Annotated in this window: 21 protein-coding genes; 8 read left to right on the top strand and 13 right to left on the bottom strand. The window is 65.1% G+C overall.

Going from position 1 to position 19,199, the window contains the following annotated elements:
- From GH737_RS05850 to GH737_RS05835, 4 genes are all read right to left on the bottom strand, one after another.
- The coding region (locus tag GH737_RS05850; RefSeq protein WP_420853421.1) for a tetratricopeptide repeat protein at positions 1–419 on the bottom strand (419 nt) is incomplete at its 3' end.
- Positions 416–919, bottom strand: coding sequence for a HupA family protein (locus tag GH737_RS05845; protein WP_155263913.1), 504 nt, complete (start codon positions 917–919; stop codon positions 416–418). The genes GH737_RS05845 and GH737_RS05850, both read right to left, overlap by 4 nt.
- A gap of 417 nt (positions 920–1,336) precedes the next feature.
- Positions 1,337–2,023 (bottom strand): transferrin-binding protein-like solute binding protein, encoded by a 687-nt coding sequence (locus GH737_RS05840; RefSeq protein WP_155263912.1) that lies wholly within the window; start codon positions 2,021–2,023, stop codon positions 1,337–1,339.
- A gap of 215 nt (positions 2,024–2,238) precedes the next feature.
- Complete coding sequence (locus GH737_RS05835; protein ID WP_155263911.1) at positions 2,239–3,111, bottom strand: transferrin-binding protein-like solute binding protein; 873 nt, start codon at positions 3,109–3,111, stop codon at positions 2,239–2,241.
- A 110-nt stretch (positions 3,112–3,221) separates the two neighbouring features.
- Here GH737_RS05835 and GH737_RS05830 point away from each other — a divergent pair, with 110 nt between their 5' ends.
- Both GH737_RS05830 and GH737_RS05825 read left to right on the top strand, forming a co-directional pair.
- Positions 3,222–4,751 carry a winged helix-turn-helix domain-containing tetratricopeptide repeat protein gene (locus tag GH737_RS05830; protein ID WP_155263910.1) on the top strand — a complete coding sequence of 510 codons (1,530 nt, stop codon included), beginning with the start codon at positions 3,222–3,224 and terminating at the stop codon, positions 4,749–4,751.
- A 68-nt stretch (positions 4,752–4,819) separates the two neighbouring features.
- Complete coding sequence (locus GH737_RS05825) at positions 4,820–5,911, top strand: PLP-dependent cysteine synthase family protein (protein ID WP_155263916.1); 1,092 nt, start codon at positions 4,820–4,822, stop codon at positions 5,909–5,911.
- A gap of 422 nt (positions 5,912–6,333) precedes the next feature.
- Here GH737_RS05825 and GH737_RS05820 read toward each other — a convergent pair whose 3' ends face one another.
- The 3 genes from GH737_RS05820 to GH737_RS05810 form a co-directional block, all read right to left on the bottom strand.
- Positions 6,334–8,274 carry a toll/interleukin-1 receptor domain-containing protein gene (locus GH737_RS05820; RefSeq protein ID WP_196233006.1) on the bottom strand — a complete coding sequence of 647 codons (1,941 nt, stop codon included), beginning with the start codon at positions 8,272–8,274 and terminating at the stop codon, positions 6,334–6,336.
- 73 nt (positions 8,275–8,347) lie between these two features.
- Entirely contained in the window at positions 8,348–8,881 is a 534-nt protein-coding gene (gene thpR, locus GH737_RS05815) for an RNA 2',3'-cyclic phosphodiesterase (protein WP_155263908.1), read from the bottom strand.
- Between the two features lie 2 nt (positions 8,882–8,883).
- Positions 8,884–9,348: an NUDIX domain-containing protein gene (locus GH737_RS05810; protein ID WP_155263907.1), complete on the bottom strand. Its 465-nt coding sequence runs from the start codon at positions 9,346–9,348 to the stop codon at positions 8,884–8,886.
- A gap of 84 nt (positions 9,349–9,432) precedes the next feature.
- On the opposite strand from GH737_RS05810, the gene ppk2 reads away from it, so the two are divergent.
- Positions 9,433–10,281, top strand: a complete 849-nt coding sequence (gene ppk2 / locus GH737_RS05805; RefSeq protein WP_155263906.1) for a polyphosphate kinase 2 — start codon at positions 9,433–9,435, stop codon at positions 10,279–10,281.
- A gap of 8 nt (positions 10,282–10,289) precedes the next feature.
- Positions 10,290–10,964, top strand: a complete 675-nt coding sequence (locus tag GH737_RS05800; RefSeq protein WP_155263905.1) for a DUF4956 domain-containing protein — start codon at positions 10,290–10,292, stop codon at positions 10,962–10,964.
- A 7-nt stretch (positions 10,965–10,971) separates the two neighbouring features.
- Here the strand turns inward: GH737_RS05800 and GH737_RS05795 are convergent, their stop codons facing one another.
- Both GH737_RS05795 and GH737_RS05790 read right to left on the bottom strand, forming a co-directional pair.
- Positions 10,972–12,000 carry a hypothetical protein gene (locus tag GH737_RS05795; protein WP_155263904.1) on the bottom strand — a complete coding sequence of 343 codons (1,029 nt, stop codon included), beginning with the start codon at positions 11,998–12,000 and terminating at the stop codon, positions 10,972–10,974.
- Positions 11,997–13,070, bottom strand: coding sequence for a metallophosphoesterase (locus GH737_RS05790; RefSeq protein WP_196233005.1), 1,074 nt, complete (start codon positions 13,068–13,070; stop codon positions 11,997–11,999). The genes GH737_RS05795 and GH737_RS05790 overlap by 4 nt, the downstream gene beginning before the upstream one ends.
- Positions 13,071–13,190: 120 nt before the next feature.
- Between GH737_RS05790 and GH737_RS05785 the strand changes: the two genes are divergently transcribed.
- Entirely contained in the window at positions 13,191–13,991 is an 801-nt protein-coding gene (locus GH737_RS05785; RefSeq protein WP_230558651.1) for a hypothetical protein, read from the top strand.
- Here the strand turns inward: GH737_RS05785 and GH737_RS05780 are convergent.
- Both GH737_RS05780 and GH737_RS05775 read right to left on the bottom strand, forming a co-directional pair.
- Positions 13,972–14,382, bottom strand: a complete 411-nt coding sequence (locus tag GH737_RS05780; RefSeq protein ID WP_155263902.1) for a hypothetical protein — start codon at positions 14,380–14,382, stop codon at positions 13,972–13,974. The genes GH737_RS05785 and GH737_RS05780 overlap by 20 nt on opposite strands.
- A gap of 12 nt (positions 14,383–14,394) precedes the next feature.
- Complete coding sequence (locus GH737_RS05775) at positions 14,395–15,441, bottom strand: glycosyltransferase (RefSeq protein WP_155263901.1); 1,047 nt, start codon at positions 15,439–15,441, stop codon at positions 14,395–14,397.
- Between the two features lie 156 nt (positions 15,442–15,597).
- On the opposite strand from GH737_RS05775, the gene GH737_RS05770 reads away from it, so the two are divergent.
- The 3 genes from GH737_RS05770 to GH737_RS05760 all read left to right on the top strand — a co-directional run bounded on the left by GH737_RS05770 (position 15,598) and on the right by GH737_RS05760 (position 17,861).
- Positions 15,598–16,347, top strand: coding sequence for a Bax inhibitor-1/YccA family protein (locus tag GH737_RS05770; protein ID WP_155263900.1), 750 nt, complete (start codon positions 15,598–15,600; stop codon positions 16,345–16,347).
- 154 nt (positions 16,348–16,501) lie between these two features.
- Positions 16,502–17,119, top strand: coding sequence for a DUF6448 family protein (locus tag GH737_RS05765; RefSeq protein WP_196233004.1), 618 nt, complete (start codon positions 16,502–16,504; stop codon positions 17,117–17,119).
- A 31-nt stretch (positions 17,120–17,150) separates the two neighbouring features.
- Positions 17,151–17,861, top strand: a complete 711-nt coding sequence (locus GH737_RS05760) for a cytochrome b/b6 domain-containing protein (protein ID WP_155263899.1) — start codon at positions 17,151–17,153, stop codon at positions 17,859–17,861.
- Positions 17,862–17,925: 64 nt separating this feature from the next.
- Here the strand turns inward: GH737_RS05760 and GH737_RS05755 are convergent, their stop codons facing one another.
- Both GH737_RS05755 and GH737_RS05750 read right to left on the bottom strand, forming a co-directional pair.
- Positions 17,926–18,582, bottom strand: a complete 657-nt coding sequence (locus tag GH737_RS05755; protein ID WP_155263898.1) for a glutathione S-transferase family protein — start codon at positions 18,580–18,582, stop codon at positions 17,926–17,928.
- A gap of 34 nt (positions 18,583–18,616) precedes the next feature.
- On the bottom strand, positions 18,617–19,129 hold the full coding sequence (locus GH737_RS05750) for a CinA family protein (RefSeq protein WP_230558650.1): 513 nt from the start codon (positions 19,127–19,129) through the stop codon (positions 18,617–18,619).
- Positions 19,130–19,199 lie beyond the last annotated feature (70 nt).

The raw sequence follows: 19,199 nt of genomic DNA, 5'->3' as shown, positions 1-19,199 counted from the left end.
TCGACCTGTTCGCCGCAGTCGGCGATGAGCTCAGGAAGCGAAAGCTCGACTGCATCCTCATCGACGAGGCGCAATTCCCGACCCAGCGCCACGTTCTCCAACTGTGCGAAGTCGCCGATCGCCTCGAGCAGCTTGGAGCGGCGAAAGCGCGCCTCGTTGCGGACGTCGCTGTCGGGGTTGCGCGCGAGCAGCTCGAGGATCTGCATCGCCTGGGCGGTCGAGCCGCGGGCAAGCAGCTGGTCGGCCAGGCGGAACATCTGCGGCGGGTTCAACCGGACGGTGCGCTCATCGCCGGCGATCGACGGCTCAGCGGCTCGAGCGGAAGTGGAGGAAACCCCGAGCACTGCGGCCACGACGAACAGCATGGCGAACAATGCGGTCCGCGGCTGCCGCGAGCTTCGGGCCGTGACGAGCATCACTGCTTGCCGACGAAAGCCCCGTCCGCCTGATAGGTCTGGCCATTGATCGGCGATCGATACGGAACCGCGAAGTTGCCGATCAGCTCCTCTGCATGCGGCCCGGTGAACAGGCCGCTGAAGCTGTTCACGCCGGGCAGATCGGTGTCGAATTTCCCCGAAAAGGTCGTGCTTCCCGTCGAATAGACTGTCTCGCGGAATGCGAAGGGGCCGAGTCCGTACTCGTTCCATTCGGGATCCAGCATGAAAGTTAGATTCCCGGATAGACTTCCGCGGGCGAAATCGAAGTTGAGCGTCATGTCTCCCAAGACGAGCGGATCGACCAGCGGCTTGTTGGTTTCCGATGTCCTTCCGTACGCGTACGCGCTGTATGAAGCGCTTCCGGTCACCGGCACGGCGCCAGCCGGGGTAGCGATCCCGACAGCTTCTACCCCGGTCAGGCTATCGTCGGTGAACCATTCGAGCGGCGCTGAATATTGGTAATTCAGGTACGGGATCGTCACGCTGATTCCGCCGCCGGAAGCTTCGACTTCAGACTTTCCGGTAAGCCCGATCCAGGTCTTACTTTGCGGAACCTCGATTTCATACGAGCCGGATGATGCGAGATACCGAACCTGCAGTTGATCGGCAGAACCGAGCCGTGGAGCGCCATCCCCGAACGTAAGGTGGCTCGCCCCCGCGACGGCAAATTGCTGGCTCGCCGTTGCTGCCGGAACAAGCACGAAGGCATTCGCAGGCGGCGGCGGCGGAGGCGGAGGCGGTGGCGGCGGTGGCGGCGGTGGCGGTGGCGGAGTTGAAGCTACACCTCCTCCTCCACCCCCGCCGCAAGCGGAAACCATGAGCGGCATTGCCGCGGCAGCGATTAGCAGCGAAGTCCATTTCATGTGCCTCTCCTGTGCTCGATGCCTGGGGCGCAGGCGCTACTTGCCGGCGACGAAGGCGCCGTCGGCCTGGTACGGCTGGCCGTCGATCGGCGACCGGTAGGGAAGCGCGAAGTCGCCGATCAGCTCCTCGGCGTGGGGGCCGGTGAACCGGCCGTTGAAGAAGTTCACGCCGGCGAGGTCGGTGTCGAACTTGCCCGAGAAGGTCGTGCTTCCCGACGAATAGATCGTCTCGCGCAAGCTGATCGGCGCCAGCGTGTAATCGTCATAATCCGCGTAGTTGAAGACGCTCGGGCTGATCCGTCCCGAAAGGCTTCCGAGGCCAAAGTCGAACGAGAGTTCGACGCCCCCCATGATCGTCACGTCGGAATCGGAGTGGGTTTCGGACGTCGATCCCCAGAGCTGACCGGTGTAGCTGGCGCTCCCGGTTACCGGAACCGCGCCCGCCAGCGTCGCGATTCCGATCGCTTCGAAGCCGGAATAGGTTGCGCCGTCGTTCCAGGAGAACAAGCTGGAATATTGGGTGTTTATGGTGGGGATCGAGAGGGTGGCCGCGCCTTGGAAGTAGTTGCTGTTCAGGGTCGACGCATGAATTCCTCCCCACTCGTCGCTGCCGGGGATCTTGACCTCGTACGAGTTGGACGATTCGACATAGCGAACCTGCAATTGGTCGGCGGCGCCGAACAGCGGGCTTCTGTCCCCAGTATCCGGGCGCGTTGCTCCCATCGCTACAAACTGTTGGCTCGTTGTCGCTGCCGGGATGAGCGGCGGTGGCGGCGGTGGTGGGGGAGGGGGCGCTGCCGGGGGTGGAGAATAAGCGACATGCCAGCCACCGCCGCCGCAGCCGGCCAGTGCGAATGCCGTCGCGAGAAAAAGCGCACGGATTGTTGAATTGCTCATGTTGCCCTCCCGCGCAATGAACTGGCTGGCTGCAGGCCGCATCACCTGGATCCCGCGAAGGCGCCGTCGGCCTGGTAGATCTTGCCGTCGACCGGCGACCGATAGGGGAATGCGAAATTACCGATCAGCTCTTCGGCCTTGGGGCCCGTGAACTGTCCGCTGAACCTGTTCAGCCCGGCGACGTCGGTGTCGAACATGCCCGAGAATGTCGTGCTGCCCGTCGAATAGACGGTGTCGCGGAAGTTCAGGGGATCGAAGGCGTAGCCCTGGTGGAGGTCCGGGCTGATACTTCCTGAAAGGGTCCCGAGTCCGAAATCGAACAGCAACCGGATAGACCCGTCGACGGCCGAATCATCGGCGCCTCCCGGTTGATATTCCGACGTGTATCCCGCGAGCCGGGCCGAGTAGCTTGCGCTTCCGGTTAGCGGCACGCTGCCTGCGGGCGTTGCCATCCCGATGGCCTCGTAGCCATGGACGGTTTCGTCCTTCGAGGACCATTCGAGCAGGCGTGAATATTGGTAGGCACCCGGCTGTAGCCACACAGTGGCGGTGTCGCCCGAGAACATGGCCGGGCTTCCCGGCTCGCTGCTCACATATGAAATGCCCGCCCAGGCCTGACTCTGAGGAAGCTGGACTTCGTACGAGTTGGATGACTGGACATACCGCACTTGCAGCTGCTCGTCGGCGGCCAGACGTGGCGTTTGATCGCCCTCGAACGGAAGACTGGCGCCGCTGACGGCGAATTGCTGGCTGGTCGTCGCCCCGACAATGATCGCCGGTCCTGGCGACGGCGGAGGTGGCGGCGGGGATGGGGGCGGGGGAGTCGAGGCGATACCTCCGCCTCCACCGCCGCCGCAGCCCGCCAGCGCGAATGCGGCCGCGAGCAAAATCGGATGGATTGCCGGCATTCTCATCAAAGCCCCCACGCATTGATCCAGTCCCGGCACGATACCGCCGCGCGCGAGCCGAAGCTTGAAGAGGAGCTGTAGATTTCTTGGAGAATCGACCCGTGCTATTATGCGCCATGCGATACCGGGTCGGCGAGCATGTTCTGGACCTGCGCAAGTTCGAGTTGCGCAAGGAGGACTGCCTGCTCTCCGCTGAGCCGCAGGTTCTTTCTTTGATCTTTCTCCTGGTCGAGAACCGCGACCGTCTCGTCAGCAAGGATGAGCTGGTCGCTACCATCTGGGGCGGGAGGGCGGTCAGCGACAGCGCCATCTCGAGCCGGATCAAGAGTGCGCGCCAGCTGCTTGGCGACGATGGTGAGGCGCAGCGGCTGATCCGCACTGTCCACGGGAAGGGGTTCCGGTTCGTCGGTGAAGTCTCTGCGTGCGAAGCCAACGCGTCTCCAACCCAGCTTTTCGATCCGCTGGACTCGAAGCCGTCGATCGCCGTGCTGCCGTTCGATTGCACCGACGAAAGATTGTCGATCATCTCGGACGGACTCCCGCACGACCTGATCGTGGGGCTGAGCCGCCTCAGATCGCTGACCGTGATCGCGCGGGGCTCTTCGTTTCGATTCCGCGGCTGGTCCGGGAAGCTCGAGCAGGTCGGCGCTACGCTGGGCGTGACCTATTGCCTGACCGGCACCGTCCATGCGGCGGGCAATCGCGTCGCCGTCGCGGTGGAGCTGATCGACGCTGCGACCAGCAGCGCGATCTGGGGCGATCTCTATCAAGGCGATCTCGACAAGCTGCACGAGATCAGGGACGCGATCTTCGCGCAGGTCATTTGCACCCTGGAACTGCAGATCTCGAGGCACGAAGCCGAGCGCGCGCGGCTTCGGAACCCGGAGGACTTGAATGCATGGTCGCTTTATCACCTGGGCTTGCAGCACGTCTTTCGGTTCAACCAGGCCGATAACGCGCAGGGCCTGAATTACTTCGAGCAAGCGGCGGCACGCGATCCCGGCTTCAGCCAGGCCCATGCCGGCATCTCCTTCGCTCGGTTCCAGAACGCCTTCATGCAATATTCGGACGATATCGAGCAGGAGGTGGTCGAGGCCCGGCGTTCGGCCGAGACCGCAACCGAGCTCGACGAGCAGGACCCGACCGCAAATTTGATGATGGGCCGCGCATTGTGGCTGGAAGACCAGCTGGAAAGCAGCGTCCCGTGGCTGGACCGGGCAATCACTCTCAGCCCCAATTACGCGCAGGCCATCTACTCGCGGGCGTTCACGCATATGCTGATGTGCGAAAATGAGTCGGGAAAGGAGAAGGCCCATGCGGCCCTCCGCCGGAGCCCGATCGATCCGCTGCACTATGCGATGCTGTCCTGCTCCGGCTTCAACGAGGCCATTCTCGGCAGCGAGGCTGAAGGCGCGGTCCTCGTCGATCGCGCGGCCCGCGAGCCGCGCGCCCATGTGATGATCGCCGCGATGGCCGCCATTTGTCATGTATGGGCTGGCAACAAGGAGGGCGCGCTTTATTGGGAGCGGGACGTCCGGTCGCGCGATCCCAACCTCACGGCCGACGTATTCCTGACGTCCTTTCCATTCCGCGAGGGGCCGGTGAGGACGCGGGTGACCGACGCACTTCGATCGCTCGATTTCTAAGCCGAGGGCGGCGCTCAGCCGTAACGTTCCGCGTCTCCGATGACGCCGACAAGAGTGGGGGAAGTGGGATGGCCGACAAGCCAGCGATCAGATCGACGACCGGCCGCGGAAAGCTGTTCCAGAGCATTCTCGACACGGTTGGCGACACGCCGACGATCAGAATCAACAATCTCGCCCCTGATCATGTGACCATCTACGTGAAAGCCGAGTTCTTTAATCCGGCATCCTCGGTGAAGGATCGGCTTGCGCTCAACATCATCGAAGAAGCCGAGCGAACCGGCGCCCTCAGTCCGGGCCAGACCGTCATCGAGGCATCGAGCGGCAACACCGGTATCGGGCTCGCGATGGTCTGTGCCCAGAAAGGCTACCCGCTGGTCGTGATCATGCCCGAGAGTTTCTCGGTCGAGCGTCGCAAGCTGATGCGCATGTTGGGAGCGAAGGTCGTTCTCACTCCGCGTGCCGAGAAGGCCTACGGCGCGTACCGCAAAGCTGTCGAGCTCGCCGAGGCCAAGGGATGGTTTCTGGCTCATCAATTCGAAACGAAGGCCAACGCCGATATTCATGAAAGCACGACGGGCCGCGAGATCGTCAACGACTTTGCGGACGCAAGGCTCGATTGGTTCGTGACCGGTTTTGGAACTGGGGGAACCCTGGTTGGCGTTGCGCGAGTTTTGCGGCGTGAGCGGCCGGAGATACGCATTGTTTTAAGCGAACCGGCGAACGCGCAGATGATCGGCAGCGGGATCGAACAACGGCGGACGCCTGACGGTGCTCCACTCGTGAGCCACTCGGCGTGGGAACCGCACCCGATCGAGGGATGGGCGCCGGATTTCATCCCGCTTGTGCTTCAGGAGGGGATCGATTCGCGCTTCTACGACGAGGTTATCCCGATCGCCGGTGCGGAAGGTGTCAAATGGGCCAGGGCTCTGGCGCAGAAGGAGGGAATCCTGACCGGGATTTCGGGCGGATCGACATTCGGCGTCGCGCGCCAAATCGCGGATAGAGCTCCCGCCGGCTCCGTCATCTTGTGCATGCTTCCGGATACCGGGGAACGCTATCTATCCTCGCCTCTCTTCGAAACCATCGAGGACGAGATGACCGCTGAAGAAAGGGATTTGTCGCGCTCCACTCCGTCGGCCCAATATGCAGCCGGAGACTGATCGGAAATTCGCATTGTCGCGGTTGAACTCGGGCCGGCGGAGAAGCGGCCCAGTTCCTCTGCCGAGCCGCTTCTCCACTTAGGTCGCAACGCCGCAAGGCATGGTCCGCAACACCACGCGCAGAGTTCCCGGCCCGCGTTAATCGGGGTTTTCCCGTATCGTCCGGCAAACTGATCCACCTGTAAGGCGCGAGACGGAGACTCGATGCACTTGGCCGAAAAACACAAGTCCGGAGCGTCTCCGAGAAGCGGCTCGGGCGGGTCCTCCTCCTGAGCCGCTTCCACCAGCATTTCGTTCCGCGGCGCTCGATCGCCGCGCACAAGGAAAGCGCTTCCCTGCGATCCTCGGTCGCGTAGCTGATGAAGACCGGGCCGGTCAGCCGCTCACCGTCGTTCTTCAGCTGCTCCGGCCGGTTCATCGGCCTAAATCATCCGGCAGAAGGGTGGCGAGTCCTTGGCCGAGCAGACGTCGGGCTTCGTGCGCGAGGTTTTCCAATAGTCGAGAAGGCCAAGCTTTTTGGCAACGGCTGGAAAGCCCGGATCGTACAGGACTCCGCGCGTGCTTCGATACCAGAACAGCCATGGTCTCTGGCTCGCGACCGCCAACGCCTCGTGGTTCGCGCCCAGCGCCGCCAGCATTGTCGCGACCCTGGTGCCCTGCTTCTCCTTGGGCAGGGCAAGAAGCGCATCGACGGCCTTCTTCTCAGCTTGGGGATCGCGCGATGCCAGCGCCCGGTATCCCGACAATAAAGCGGCTCGGGTCTCTTCGGACATTTGGAGCTTCGGGTTGCGGAGAGCGGCGATAGCGGCCGCATAGTCGCCGGTTTCGGTGCCTTCTACTGACGCGACCGCTTCGTCGAAGGTCGCATCCGTGGAGAGGTCGATCGCTGCTGCGAAATATGGCTTTGCCTCCTCTGCCCTGTCCGCCGCTACAAGCGCTTCCGCCAAAGCGAGTTGGGAGTCGGGCCAAAGGGCGAGCATGTCGGTGGCGGCACGCTGCTGTTCGATCGCATCACCGAGACGTCCCACATTGAACAACATGAGGCCGTAACCGTAATGCTCGCATCCGCAATCGAGCGGCTTGGCCGCGATCGAGGCTTTGTACAGCTTCTCCTTGCTGGCCCAGTCGTAAGGATCCTTCATCAGGTAAGTCTTGCGATCGAGTGCTTCACTGTTCTTCGGGTCGAGAGCGAGCGCCTTGTTTGCGGCCTCAAGCCCTGCGACGCGCAACTTTTCGGAGCGCCGGCTGTCCTCTTCGAACTGGAGAGCCTGCATGTAACCGGTCTGGACCGCGGACCACCCCCAGGAGAAATCGGGCAGCGCAGCGACAACGCGTTGCGCGGGAAGAAGAGTCTTGGTTCCCCCGTACGCCCAGGCTTCCTGGCAATATTGCATATAGTCCTTGAGGACCGCGTCGGGCAGCGACGTGTGATAGGTCGCGGCACCGGACAGGCCGCAGCGAATGACAATGCCGGCATCGACCGCGATCCTGTGAGGAATTTTCGCAACCTGATCGGCGGCGTAGTCGATGCTGTCGGACCACAGGATCGCGCCGGAACGCTCGTTCGTGAAACGGGTGATGACGCGAATGGAGTCGCCGACCCGGTGGATCGTCCCGCCGAGGGCATAAGCCGGCCCCGAACCGGGCGGAGGAGCCGAGGCGGCCGAAACGCCGATGACGCCGTCGGCGTTGAACGCCGCCGTGACCTCGGCGCCGACGGCCTCGCGCATCGTCGCGGGAAGGTCTGGCGACAACAGCTGGAAGCCGGCCAGGCGCACCGACATGCTGTGCGCTGCGGCTTGCGACGGCCGAAACAGCCACCAGCCCGCGGCAGCGATCACCAGCAGAAGCAGGCTCGCGACGGCCGCGATCCAGGTTCGACGTCGAGCGAAGAATGCCGTGTGGCGGCGTGCCTGTGCTGCTGCAGTAGTCGCGGCCGGATGGGCGCCTGAAATCTGCGCGATGCGGCTGACGAGCAAGTCGATCGAGCGGTCCCAACCTTCGAACGCGTCGATCCACTGGCGCGTCGAGAGCTCGTAGGCGAAAGCGTCGCTCGGCTCGACGTCCTCGATGCGCAGCGCCATCACCGGCACGTGGTAGCGGCTGGCCAGCGACAGCTCTTTCTTGATCTCGTCGCTGTTGTTGGCGGCGTCGGAGAAGACCAGCACCATTGCGCGGGCATTGCGGACGGAGCGGGCAATCTCCTCCTGATAGTTCAGCCCTGGCGCGACGTCGCGGCACGATATCCAGCACCGCGGTCCGCGGCGTTCGATCGCCTTGCAGATGGAGAGCGCCCGCTTGCGGTCGACGGTAGCGTAGCTGATGAAGACGGGCCGCGTCAGATCGCGCGCGTCACTCGTCACAGGCTCCGCTACATTCACGGCTACGCCCCCGCCGGAAAGGCATTGTCTACGGCGATTTAGGGCAGATGAGAAGTTAGGAAAGCGGGTAGCACGCGACCTCTTCGTAATGCGCGCCGTGGCGCGACAGACGGCTTTCGAACAGGATGAAATGGTCCGCGGCGAACGGCTCCGACGACAGGCCGCGCGTGCGTTCGAGGAAGGCGTGCAGCTCGCGCGTTCGGCAGCCTTTCCAGCGGGCGAGGGTGACGTGCGGGTGGAACGCGCGGCGCTCGGGCACGAGGCCGACCGATTGGCAGGCGCGCTCGACCTTGGCCGCAAGCGCTGCGAGCGGCGGCTTCGGCTCGATCCCGGCCCACAAAGCGCCCGAGTTACGCTGCTCGAACCGGCCGACGCCAGCGATACGGAGCTCAAGCGGGGCCGCGCGAACGCGGGTCAATGCATCGGCAAGATCGTCGGCGACCGGCCGCTCGACCTCGCCGACGAAGCGCAACGTGATGTGCAGCTGATCTTCGTCCTGCCAGCGGAAGTCCGCGCTGTCGTCCATGGCGTCGACCAGCAGGTCGCGGATCGGCTCGGGCGGGCGGATCGCGACGAACAGGCGGTGCATGGCTAGATTTCGTCGCTGAGCGCGGCGATCCAGCGCAAAGTCGTCGGCGACGTGTCCGCAGGGAGCCGATCGATGTCGAACTCGCCGACCCGTTCGACCTCCCAGGACCAGCGCGGCGGGCGGTAGCGGACGTCCTCGACGACCAGCAGCGCGGCGAGGTCGCGCTTGAAATCCACCGCCTCCTCGAGCTCGCAGGCGAAGCGGACGCGGCCGTAGGCGGTCATGCCGATCTCCTCGCGAAGCTCGCGGATCACGGCGGCCTGCGCATATTCGCCGTGCTCGCGGCCGCCGCCGGGCACGCGCCAGCCGGGCGCGTAGCGGAGCTTGACGAGGATCAGCTTGCGCTCGGGCGTCAATGCCACCGCGTGCGCTCCGAAGGTGCGCGGACGCCGCACGAACCATCCCGCTTTCAGCAGCTTGTGCGCCGCCGTGAGCGTAAGGCGGAGCGGGCGGTCGAACCAGGCCATGGGGGCTTAGTAGCGGCTGCGCGAGAGTGGTTCCAATCGGCGCTGGAGCGTGCAACAACTCACCCGTCAGCATGGGGGCGCTGAATGAGCGGGACGAGCAGGCTCACCGAACAGGAATATCTCGAGCTCCTTAGCCCGATGGCCAAGGAGCTGAGCGGCATGGCGCGCTGGGTCGCCGAGACCGACCAGCGCATGGTGATCCTGTTCGAAGGCCGCGACACGGCGGGCAAGGGCGGCTCGATCGACATGTTCGCGCGCCTGCTCAACCCGCGCCAGTGCCGCGTCGTGGCGCTCCCCTCCCCAAGCGAGCGCGAGCGCACGCAATGGTATTTCCAGCGCTATGCCGAGCATTTGCCGGCGTCGGGCGAGATCGTGCTGTTCGACCGCAGCTGGTACAACCGCGCCGGGGTCGAGCGGGTGATGGGCTTTTGCACGCCGGAGCAGGTGCAGGACTTCCTTAACGCCGCGCCGGAATTCGAGCGGCACCTCGTCGACGACGGAATCCTGCTGTTCAAATATTGGCTGTGTTGCGACCAGCAGGTGCAGGAGGAACGGTTCCAGAACCGGCTCAACAACCCGGTACGGCGGTGGAAGCTGTCGCCAATCGATATCAAGGCGCGCGAGCTCTACAACGACTATACCGAGGCGCGGGAAATGATGCTGTCGGCGACGCACACCGATTTCGCGCCGTGGACCCTGATCGATTTCAACGACCAGCCGCTGGGGCGCCTGACCCTGCTGAGGGACCTGCTCGACCGCGTCCCGGATACCGAGCTGCCGATGGCCGACATCGCCTGGCCGCCGCTCGAGGACGAGCCGATGCGGGAGCGCTACGGCGTGCTTCAGCCGATTGCCCCATATCCGGTCGAGGAGCTTGGCGTTGCGCGGGGCGGCGCGCCTGAGGAGCAAGACGAATTGGCGAAACGCGCCTAGGCGCTCGAATGGGGGGACTACAGATGCGTGCGTCGAAGCTGCTGCTGCAGATCACGATCTATTATCTGGTCATCGGCTTGGCCTTGTTCATCGCGCTTAAGCTCTGGCCCGACCTGCGCGGCTATCTGCCGCTCGGCGGGGTCGAGCAGCTGATTACCGATCCGGCCAAGAATCCGCTTCATGCGAGCGAGGCCGCGCGTTCGACGCATGTCGCAAACCTCGGGCAGAGCATCTTCTGGCTGGTGGTCGCGATCATCGCCGCGATCCTCGTGTCGCTTCCGGTCAGCTGGGTCTACATGACGGTGCGAGGCGGCCACGAATACGATCAGTCGCTGGTCAATACGATCATCGTGCTGCCGATGGTCGTCACCGGCATCGTCATCATCGTCCAGAATTCGCTCGCTCTCGCCTTCTCGCTCGCGGGAATCGCCGGCGCGGTGCGGTTCAGGAACTCGCTCAAAAGCTCCGGCGACGCCTTGTTCATATTGCTTGCGGTCGGCACCGGCCTGAGTGCGGGGATCGGTGCGATCGAGCTTGCCGGCGTGATCAGCATCGCGTTCAATTATTGCTTCGCGATGCTGTGGATCACCGAATATGGCGAGCGCGCCGGGATGAAGCGCTTCCTCGCCGACTATGACGGCATCGATCAGGCCGCGCCGCCGGAGCCCGACAAGAAGAAGTAGCGCGGCCCTAGCGGACGCAGCGCCGCAGCAGGTTCGCGTTCACCGCTTCGTCGCTGGCGATCTCGGCGAAGAAGCTGTCGAGGAAGCGCGTCGCCCGGCTCTGGGTGCCGGGCTCGAGCCCGGGCGTCGCGGTGACCGCGGCGATCATCTGCGGCCGCGCGTCGCGCATCTGCCGAGCGGCGGCGAGGACGTCGGCATTCTGCGTGCAATAGCCGCGATAGACGCGCTGGCGGACCGAGCTGATGTGAAGCTGCTCGGGCGGCATCGCATAAGGTGCGTTCACATAACCGGAGAAGTCGAAGTCGTACGGGATCGCGATCGCCGTGCCGGGCCCGAGCGGGCCAATCAACTCGGCGTTGTGGCAGCAGTCGGAGCCCGCTGGACCGGCGCGGATCGACCAGTCGTGGTTTGCGATCATGTGCTGGAAGAGCGTGTACCGCGCGGCATCGGCAGGGTTGAGGTCGCTAAGCGGGATCGTCTCGGGCGCGTGCGTCTCGCGGGTGCCGTTGCGCGCGGCGACGTCGCCGAGGTCCTCGAGGAAATAGCCGACGCGTGACACGATCGGCCGGCCGCTGTCGTCGCGATAATCGATGTTGGCGAGCCGCACGCGGAAGCTGTGCGGAGTCAGGAGGTTGTACATTTTGTACGCCGAATATTCGAGCAGCACATATTGCTGGAACGAAGGCGTGCTTCGGCAATGGGTGACGAGCTTGAGCTTCTTCTGCCCGGCGAAGATCGATGTCGCCGGCGGAGGCGTGGTGAACTGCACCCTGAGCGGCGGGAACTGGCAGGTGTCGGCCGAGCGACGGGTGATCCCGCGGGCGCTCAGCGCGACGGCAAGCGGTTGGCCGCTGGGATCGGTCAGGGTCCCCTGGACGGGGTTGCTCGAGCGGCTGCGGATCACGCCCGACAGCGGCGCCTGGATAGTGATGCGGATCGGGTCCGAGGCGGCGAAAAGGGGCTTGGGCTGCTGCGCCGCCGCCGGTGCGGAAAAGGCGAAAGCGCAGGCGGCGACGAAGGCGAACATCCCCCTCATGGAGTCCTCCCCACAGTGTGCGGGATCATCCTCCCGCCGATGATCTCGAGCCAGCTCAGAGGTCCGCCGTAGGCGCGCGAGATGCCGGTATCGATCCGCGCGAGCCGGCCGCCATCGATGATTTCGATGCCTTTGCGGTCGGGCGTGTGGCCGACGACCAGCCGCTGGGCGCGATAGGCGGTGAGTATCGTCCCAAGCTCCTGATCCGATGTCAGCGCGGGTGCCGGCGGGGCGGCTTTCGCGCGAACTTCCTCCGCGTCGGGGTCGCGCGTCACCAGCCCGCGGTACCACAGCGGGCCGAGCGGGTCGTAGAGGATCGTCGCCGGGCTGCCGTCGGCCGACGCCATGGCGCTCGCGACCCGCCGGTTGATCTCGTCGAGCGAGAGCTTCGAATATTCGGCGCTGAGGCCGCCGTGGACGAACAAAGTGCCGTCGATCTTCACGACCGCCGGGTTATGGGTGGCCCAGCGGCCGAGCTCGCCGGACGGCAGCCACGCGAGCTTGTGCTCGACCCAGCCCGGCGGGTGCTGCGCCATCCACGCGTCGCGGACCTGCTGCGCGGTGACTGCAGGGTTGGTCGCCTTCGCCGCCTGCTCGAGCGCGGCGCGGTTCTGCTCGTAGACCCGGTCGCGGACCGCGGCCGAGTTCGGCGTCGCGAAGGCGGCGAATTCTCCCGGCGTGGTGTAACGGAAGTCGCCGAGCAGATTCATCGCCTCGTGGTTGCCGAGAACGACCACGACACGCCCGCCGGCGCGTGCCGCATCTTTCTGAAGCTGCTGGAGGCTGCGGATGATCTTGAGCGAATCCGGCTGGCGGTCGACGATGTCGCCCATCTGGACGAGAGTCGTTCTGCCGCCGGCCCAATGGCCGCCCGAATCGATGAGGCCGGCCGCGCGCGCGATGGTCAGCCACGCCTGATAGTCGCCGTGGAGGTCGCCGACGGCGACGATTCGCTTCGGTTGCGCGGCTGAAGCCGCGGATACGGGCACCAATGCGAGCAGGACCGCAAGCGCCAGCAGCGCAATGCGGAAAACCCGCTCGAGCGGGGACCGTCCGGTCAGCTCCCCCATGCGCCCACTGTCGCATTGCGGACGCTGACGGGCAATGCCGTTCATCAACTTTGCGAAAACCCGCTTTTAACGCGGTGCGGGTCGCTCTAAAGTTGCCGCGCTGACTCTCGGGGGAACGAGATGGCCACTTTAGCCCAACAGCCTTTCACGCCGGCGCCTGCGGTCGGCGACGAGCGCCTCTTCCTGCGCGGCGCGATCGTCATGGCGATCATCATCGTCTGCGGATTCTCATTCCAGTATCTGATGGGCCGATCGACCTTCGCAGCGCCGTTGCGCGTCCATCTGCATGCGTGGCTGTTCATGGGCTGGGTCGGGATCTACCTGCTCCAGAACATTTTCGTCGCCACCGGGCGGATGCACCTTCACCGGCGCCTCGGATGGATCGCGGCCGTCTGGATCGCGCCGATGATCGTCATGGGGTTCGTCGTGACGGTCACCATGGTGCGTATGGGGCACGTGCCGTTCTTCTTCCGGCCGCTGCAGTTCCTGGTTTTCGATCCGTTGACCGTCCTCGCTTTTGCCGGACTGACCGCTGCCGCGATCAAGCTCCGGCGTCGCACCGAATGGCATCGCCGCCTGCATTTCTGCGCGATGGCGCTGCTTCTCGGACCAGCCTTCGGGCGGCTGCTGCCGATGCCGCTGCTGCAGCCATGGGCGTGGGAGGCGTCGTTCGCTGCCTGCATGCTGTTCCCGGTGGCTGGCGCCTGGGCGGACGCAAGGCGCAGCGGCCAAGTCCATCCCGCCTGGAACTGGGGCATCGCGACGATGCTTGGCGCTTTCGTGGTGATCGAGGCGATCACGTACAGCGTGGCCGGCCAGGCGATTTACGGCGCGGTGACTGAGGGCTCGCGGGGAGCCGCTGTGGCGCCGCTCGAATTCGCGCCGCCGCCGGCGGGCCCGCTCATGACCGGCCGAAGCTGACCGGCGCGGGCTTCCGCCGCAGGACAAGCAGCAACGACAGGCCCACGGCGGCCGTGACGTCGTAAGCCAAGCAGAAGCCCGGCCACCATAAGGGGACGGCTCGGCCCTCCAGCACCAGGTGACGGACAAAGTCGAAGGCGCCGTGTGCGGCGAGCCCGGCGACGACGATCCACATGCTCGTTCGAAAGCCGATCACGGCGACAGTGGCGAACGCTGCGAAGATGGCCGATTCGGCTAGCAAGTCCCCGCCACCCATGACGGCGAAGAGCAGATAGTAAGAGGCGATCACCGTCAGCACGACGGGGTAGAAGGCCCGGTCGCGGTCGAAGCCGACGAGATGGGCGAACAGGCCCACCAGCACCGCAAGGCCGATCCCGATCAGCCCAGGCATGGGACGGGATCGTCAGGCAGGGACGGCCTTGCCGGCTCGAGCGCCGGTCTTCGGCGCTGCCTGTGGCTTCGGAAGCGGCTCGAAGCTTCGGGTCAGCGCGCTTCCGACCTCGCCGGCGAGGCCCACGCCGTAGAAGCCCAGAATGATCGCCATCGCGGCGGGGCGCTGCCAGACCGGCAGCTCGACCTGTCCGCCGCGCGTCCAGATGCGCCACCAGGCCTTGCCGACCTTGCCGCCGAAGAATTGAAGAGCAAAGCCGAGCCGGCCGAGGCGCGAGCGGGTCGCGGTCTGGAAAGCCTGGTAGTCGCGGTCCAGGCCCATCGTCCACGCCCGCCACGCGAGGAACCTGTATCCGGGATGCGGCGCATGGACCGTCATCGCATCGGCGGTCCGGGTGTAATCGTAGCCCTTTGCGGTGAGGTCGCGCAGCCAGAAGCCGCATTGCTTCTTGAAGGCGGGCAGGTCGGGGAAAGGGTTCTCGCGGAAGAAATCCGTGCGGACCGCGCAATTGTTCGCGTGAATTTTCTCGCGCTTGACGGTCTTGGTGCGCTCCGAGCGAAGGTCGAAAATCCAGCCGAGCGCAAAGGTCTTGGAGAGCAGATCGTCGTAGCCCAGCACGGTGAACCCGCCGACCGCCATGATCTTCGGGTCGGCGAAGGGTTTGATCAGATTTTCGAGCCAGCCCGGCTGTGGCGCGGCGTCGCTGTCGAGCATGATCGACAGGTCCGTCTTTGCCTGGCCGATGCCGTAATTCTTGAGCTTGTAGTAAGTGAGCCCGTCGGTCGGGACGATCTCCAGCTCGGCGAGCTCCCTGAGCCGGGGCGCCATTGCGGAAAGCGTCGTCTCGATGATTGCGGGATCGACCGCGTTCCTGTCGTAGAGGTACATGATCCGCGGCCTGGCGCTCATCCGAGGAGCTAAGTCGGCGATTTCGCGCTCGAGCGCGGCCATCGCCGCGCCCGTCCATTTGTCTTCGACGTCAATCGCGTTTTCCCATTCGATGACGATGGTGACCGCGGGAAGCGCCGGTGCGGCTATCCTGGTGGCTTTTCTGGGCATGGCGGGAGCAAATATAGGTTCAGCGGGGCGTCAGGCCAGCCCGCTATTATGACCCAGGACGGGTGCCGTGACCGGATTCGCTTGAAGTCCCTCTGCGCATCCACGATATATCGACGGTAGCGAACGGGCCCTTTGCCCGCGCGACAAGGAGATGAAATGGCCAATTGGCAAGACCCGCGTACGACGACCGGGGTGAATCCCGCCGCTGCGACGGTGGGGGTCCCGCGCGCCGCCCGCGATGCGGGCCTTCGGTCGTACATGCTTTCGGTTTACAACTACATGGCATCGGGCGTGCTTCTGACCGGCATCGTCGCGTTGCTGTTCGCGCCTTACGCCGGGCAGGTGCTGATCGGCGCCAACGGCCAGGGCATGAGCCCGATCGGCTGGATCGTCATGCTGTCGCCGCTCGCGATCGTGTTCGCGATGAGCTTCGGCATGAACCGCATGGCGACCGGGACGCTGCAGATCCTGTTTTGGGCGTTCGCCGCGCTGATGGGCCTGTCGATGTCGACATTGTTCCTGGCGTTCACCGGGGTGTCGATCGCGCAGACCTTCTTCGCGACCGCCGCGGCCTATCTGGCGCTGAGCGTCTATGGCTACACCACCAAGCGCGACCTCAGCGGCATGGGCACGTTCCTGATCATGGGCGTGGTCGGAATCCTGGTCGCGATGCTGGTCAACATGTTCCTGCAGTCGAGCGCGATGGCGCTGGCGATCAGCGCAATCGGCGTGCTTCTGTTCGCCGGCCTGACCGCCTACGACACGCAGCGGATCAAGAGCATGTACTTCCAGGTCGCCGGGTCGGACATGATGGGCAAGGTCGTCATCATGGGGGCGCTGAGCCTGTACCTGGACTTCATCAACATGTTCCAGTTCCTGCTCTACTTCATGGGCGACCGCCGCTAACCGGCGCAGCCGAACGAAAGCTGAGGGCCGGCGGAGCGATCCGCCGGCCCTTTTTTTGATCCATCGCATTCGGGGCATCCGTAGAAGTGCGTAGCGACATGGTCGCGGACGAGCACCATCTCTTCGCCCGAAGGATACGTGAACGGAGGATCAAATGAACTTCTGGCGTGCCGGCTCGATGGCTCTTGCTGGGGCAGCCCTCATCGCGGGGTCACCGGCGATGGCTCATTGCGATGGCCTTGACGGACCCGTGGTCGGCGCCGCCCGGACTGCGCTCGACAGCGGTGATCCCAACGCGGTGCTGGTCTGGGTTCAGCCGAAGGACGAAGCGGAAATCCGCGCCGCGTTCCGGGATGCGGTCGCAGTGAGGAAGCTCGGCCCGGCGGCGCAGCAGCTCGCCGACCGCTACTTTTTCGAGACACTGGTGCGTGTGCATCGCGCCGGCGAAGGTGCTCCGTACACCGGCCTGAAACCGGCAGGGCGTGACCTGGGTCCGGCAATACCACTCGCCGACGCGGCTCTCACGACCCGATCCGAGCGCGAGCTCACCGACTTCGTCGCCAAACAGGCGACCGATGGCATTCGCACGCGCTTCGCGGACATTCAGCGCAAGCGGAATTTCCGAAGCGAAGACATCGCTGCCGGCCGTGACTACGTCGCGAGCTACGTCAGCTTCATCCACTATGTCGAAGGCCTCCATCAGGCGGCGACCGGCTCCGCTGAGGGCCACTACGCTGACGCGGAAGCCGGCTCCGCCGCGCACGCAGAGTGAGCGGTTGAAGAGCGAACGGAAGGAGCGTCGGATGATCGAAGGTTCGCCCCGCATAAGGGTATGGGATCTGCCGCTGCGGCTGTTTCACTGGCTGCTCGTGGCGGCGATCGCCGTCGCCTTCCTTTCGGCAGAGGAGGACAGCGCCCTCAACCAATGGCACGTGGTTGCCGGATGGCTGGCCGGAATTCTGATCGTATTTCGGCTGGCGTGGGGCTTCGTCGGCGGCGAACACAGCCGCTTCAGCGATTTCATCCGGCCATCCCGCATCGGTGAGCACCTGAAATCCCTTCGACACGGGCACCCCGAATCTTCGATCGGGCACAACCCGCTCGGAGCTGTCGCCGTTATCGTTCTGTTGGGCCTCACGGGCCTGGTGGTGGCGACGGGAGCCTTCGGTGGTGAAGCCGCCGAGGAGGCCCACGAGCTCATCGGCTGGACTCTGCTGGCGATGGTCGGCGTTCACATCCTCGCAGTCATCGTCATGTCGGTCTTCGAAGGCGAGAATCTGGCCAGGGCGATGGTCGTCGGAACCAAGGCGCGCGTGCGCCACCCGGCCGCGCACGACGCCCGTCGCCCTGGCGCGGCTGGTCTCTTGTTCGCACTGGTGGTCCTGGGGGCCGCGATCTACGGCGTCCTCAGCTACGACCCGCAAGCGTTCACGTTGCGGACGGCGGAAGCGTTCGAGCATCGAGCGGGCGCCACCCATGCGCTCTCGCCCGAGACGCGCCGGGACGAGGACTGACGGCTGCAGCGCATGCTTCGCGATCCGGTCGAATCAAGACCTGGGCCGGCTAAGACTGGGCCGGCTAAGACTGGGCCGGTTGGGGCTGGGCCGGTTGGGACTGGGCCGGCTGCATCTGTTGCTGGGCTTCGTCGTCGCGCTCCGCGGCGCGCTTGTAGGCGTCGCGGCCCTGGAGGCGGTCGCGGTAACGGAGCAAGCTGTCGCGTTCGGGAAGCTGCCCGAACTGCAGCGGGAACATGATCTGCGAGCCGAGATAGACGTCGGCGCCGGTGAAGCGGTCGCCGCAGACATAATCGCGCAGGCTGAACAGCTCGTCGAGCACGGCGACGACCCTGTCGAAATTGCCGTAGCCAAACATCCGCTCGCGCTCGGGCGTCGGCTCCCACCCCATGGCCTTGTTGGACACCGCCGCCTCGACCGGCCCGGCGGCGTAGAACAGCCAGCGGTAATAATCGGCCTTCTCGTCGTCGCGCGGGCCGAGCCCCGCCTGCGGGAAAGCGTCGGCGAGATAGGCGCAGATTGCCGCGCACTCGGTCACGACATGCTCGCCGTGCCTGATCGCCGGCACCTTGCCCATCGGGTTCACCGCCAGGTAGCGCTCGCTCTTCATCTGGTCGTAGGGGACGATTTCCGTCTCGTACGGCGTGCCCACCTCCTCGAGCATCCAGCGGACGATGCGGCCGCGCGACTGCGGGTGGGTGTATAAGGTGAGGTCGGCCATTTCGCTCTCCCGGCTTTGTGGAACGAAAGGCGAACTACTCCTCGCCGAGCGCCTGCTCAAGCATGTCGAGCATGACCTTCAATGATTTCACCCGAACCGAGCCGCGCCCTATCGCACCGAAGTGCTCGACGCGATGGGCGGTGGGCCTGCCGCGGCGCGCCAGCGCCATGTGGACGAGGCCCTGCTCGTGGCCTTCGCCCGCCGCGCCGGCAAAGCCCGTAACTCCGAGGGAGATGTCGGCGCGCGAGCGGGCGAGGGCGCCTTCGGCCATCGCCCGCGCGACGACTTCCGACACGGCCTCGTTCTTGTGGAGCACTTCGAGGTCGATCCCGAGAAGCTCGTTCTTGGACGCTTCGCTGTAGGTCACGAAGCCGCGCTCGAAGCCGTGGCTCGCGCCTTCGATGTCGGTCAGTAGCGCGGCGAGCATCCCGCCGGTGCAGCTTTCGACGGTCGCGACGGTGAGCTCGCGGTCGCACAGCGCGTGCATCATGCGGTCGGCCTGCTCGTCCAGGTGATCCGGAAGAGCAGGCTCGAGCGTTTCGCTCAACCGCGCTCTCCCTTGCGCGGCTGGTCGGCGGCTGGAGCGGGGGCGGGGGCGGGAGCCGCGCCGCCGCGCT

This window comes from Sphingomonas segetis, assembly GCF_009720245.1.
Lineage (GTDB): Bacteria > Pseudomonadota > Alphaproteobacteria > Sphingomonadales > Sphingomonadaceae > Sphingomicrobium > Sphingomicrobium segetis.
Note: the sequence above shows the minus strand (reverse complement) of the source record. Positions and strands in the feature narration are given on the sequence as shown.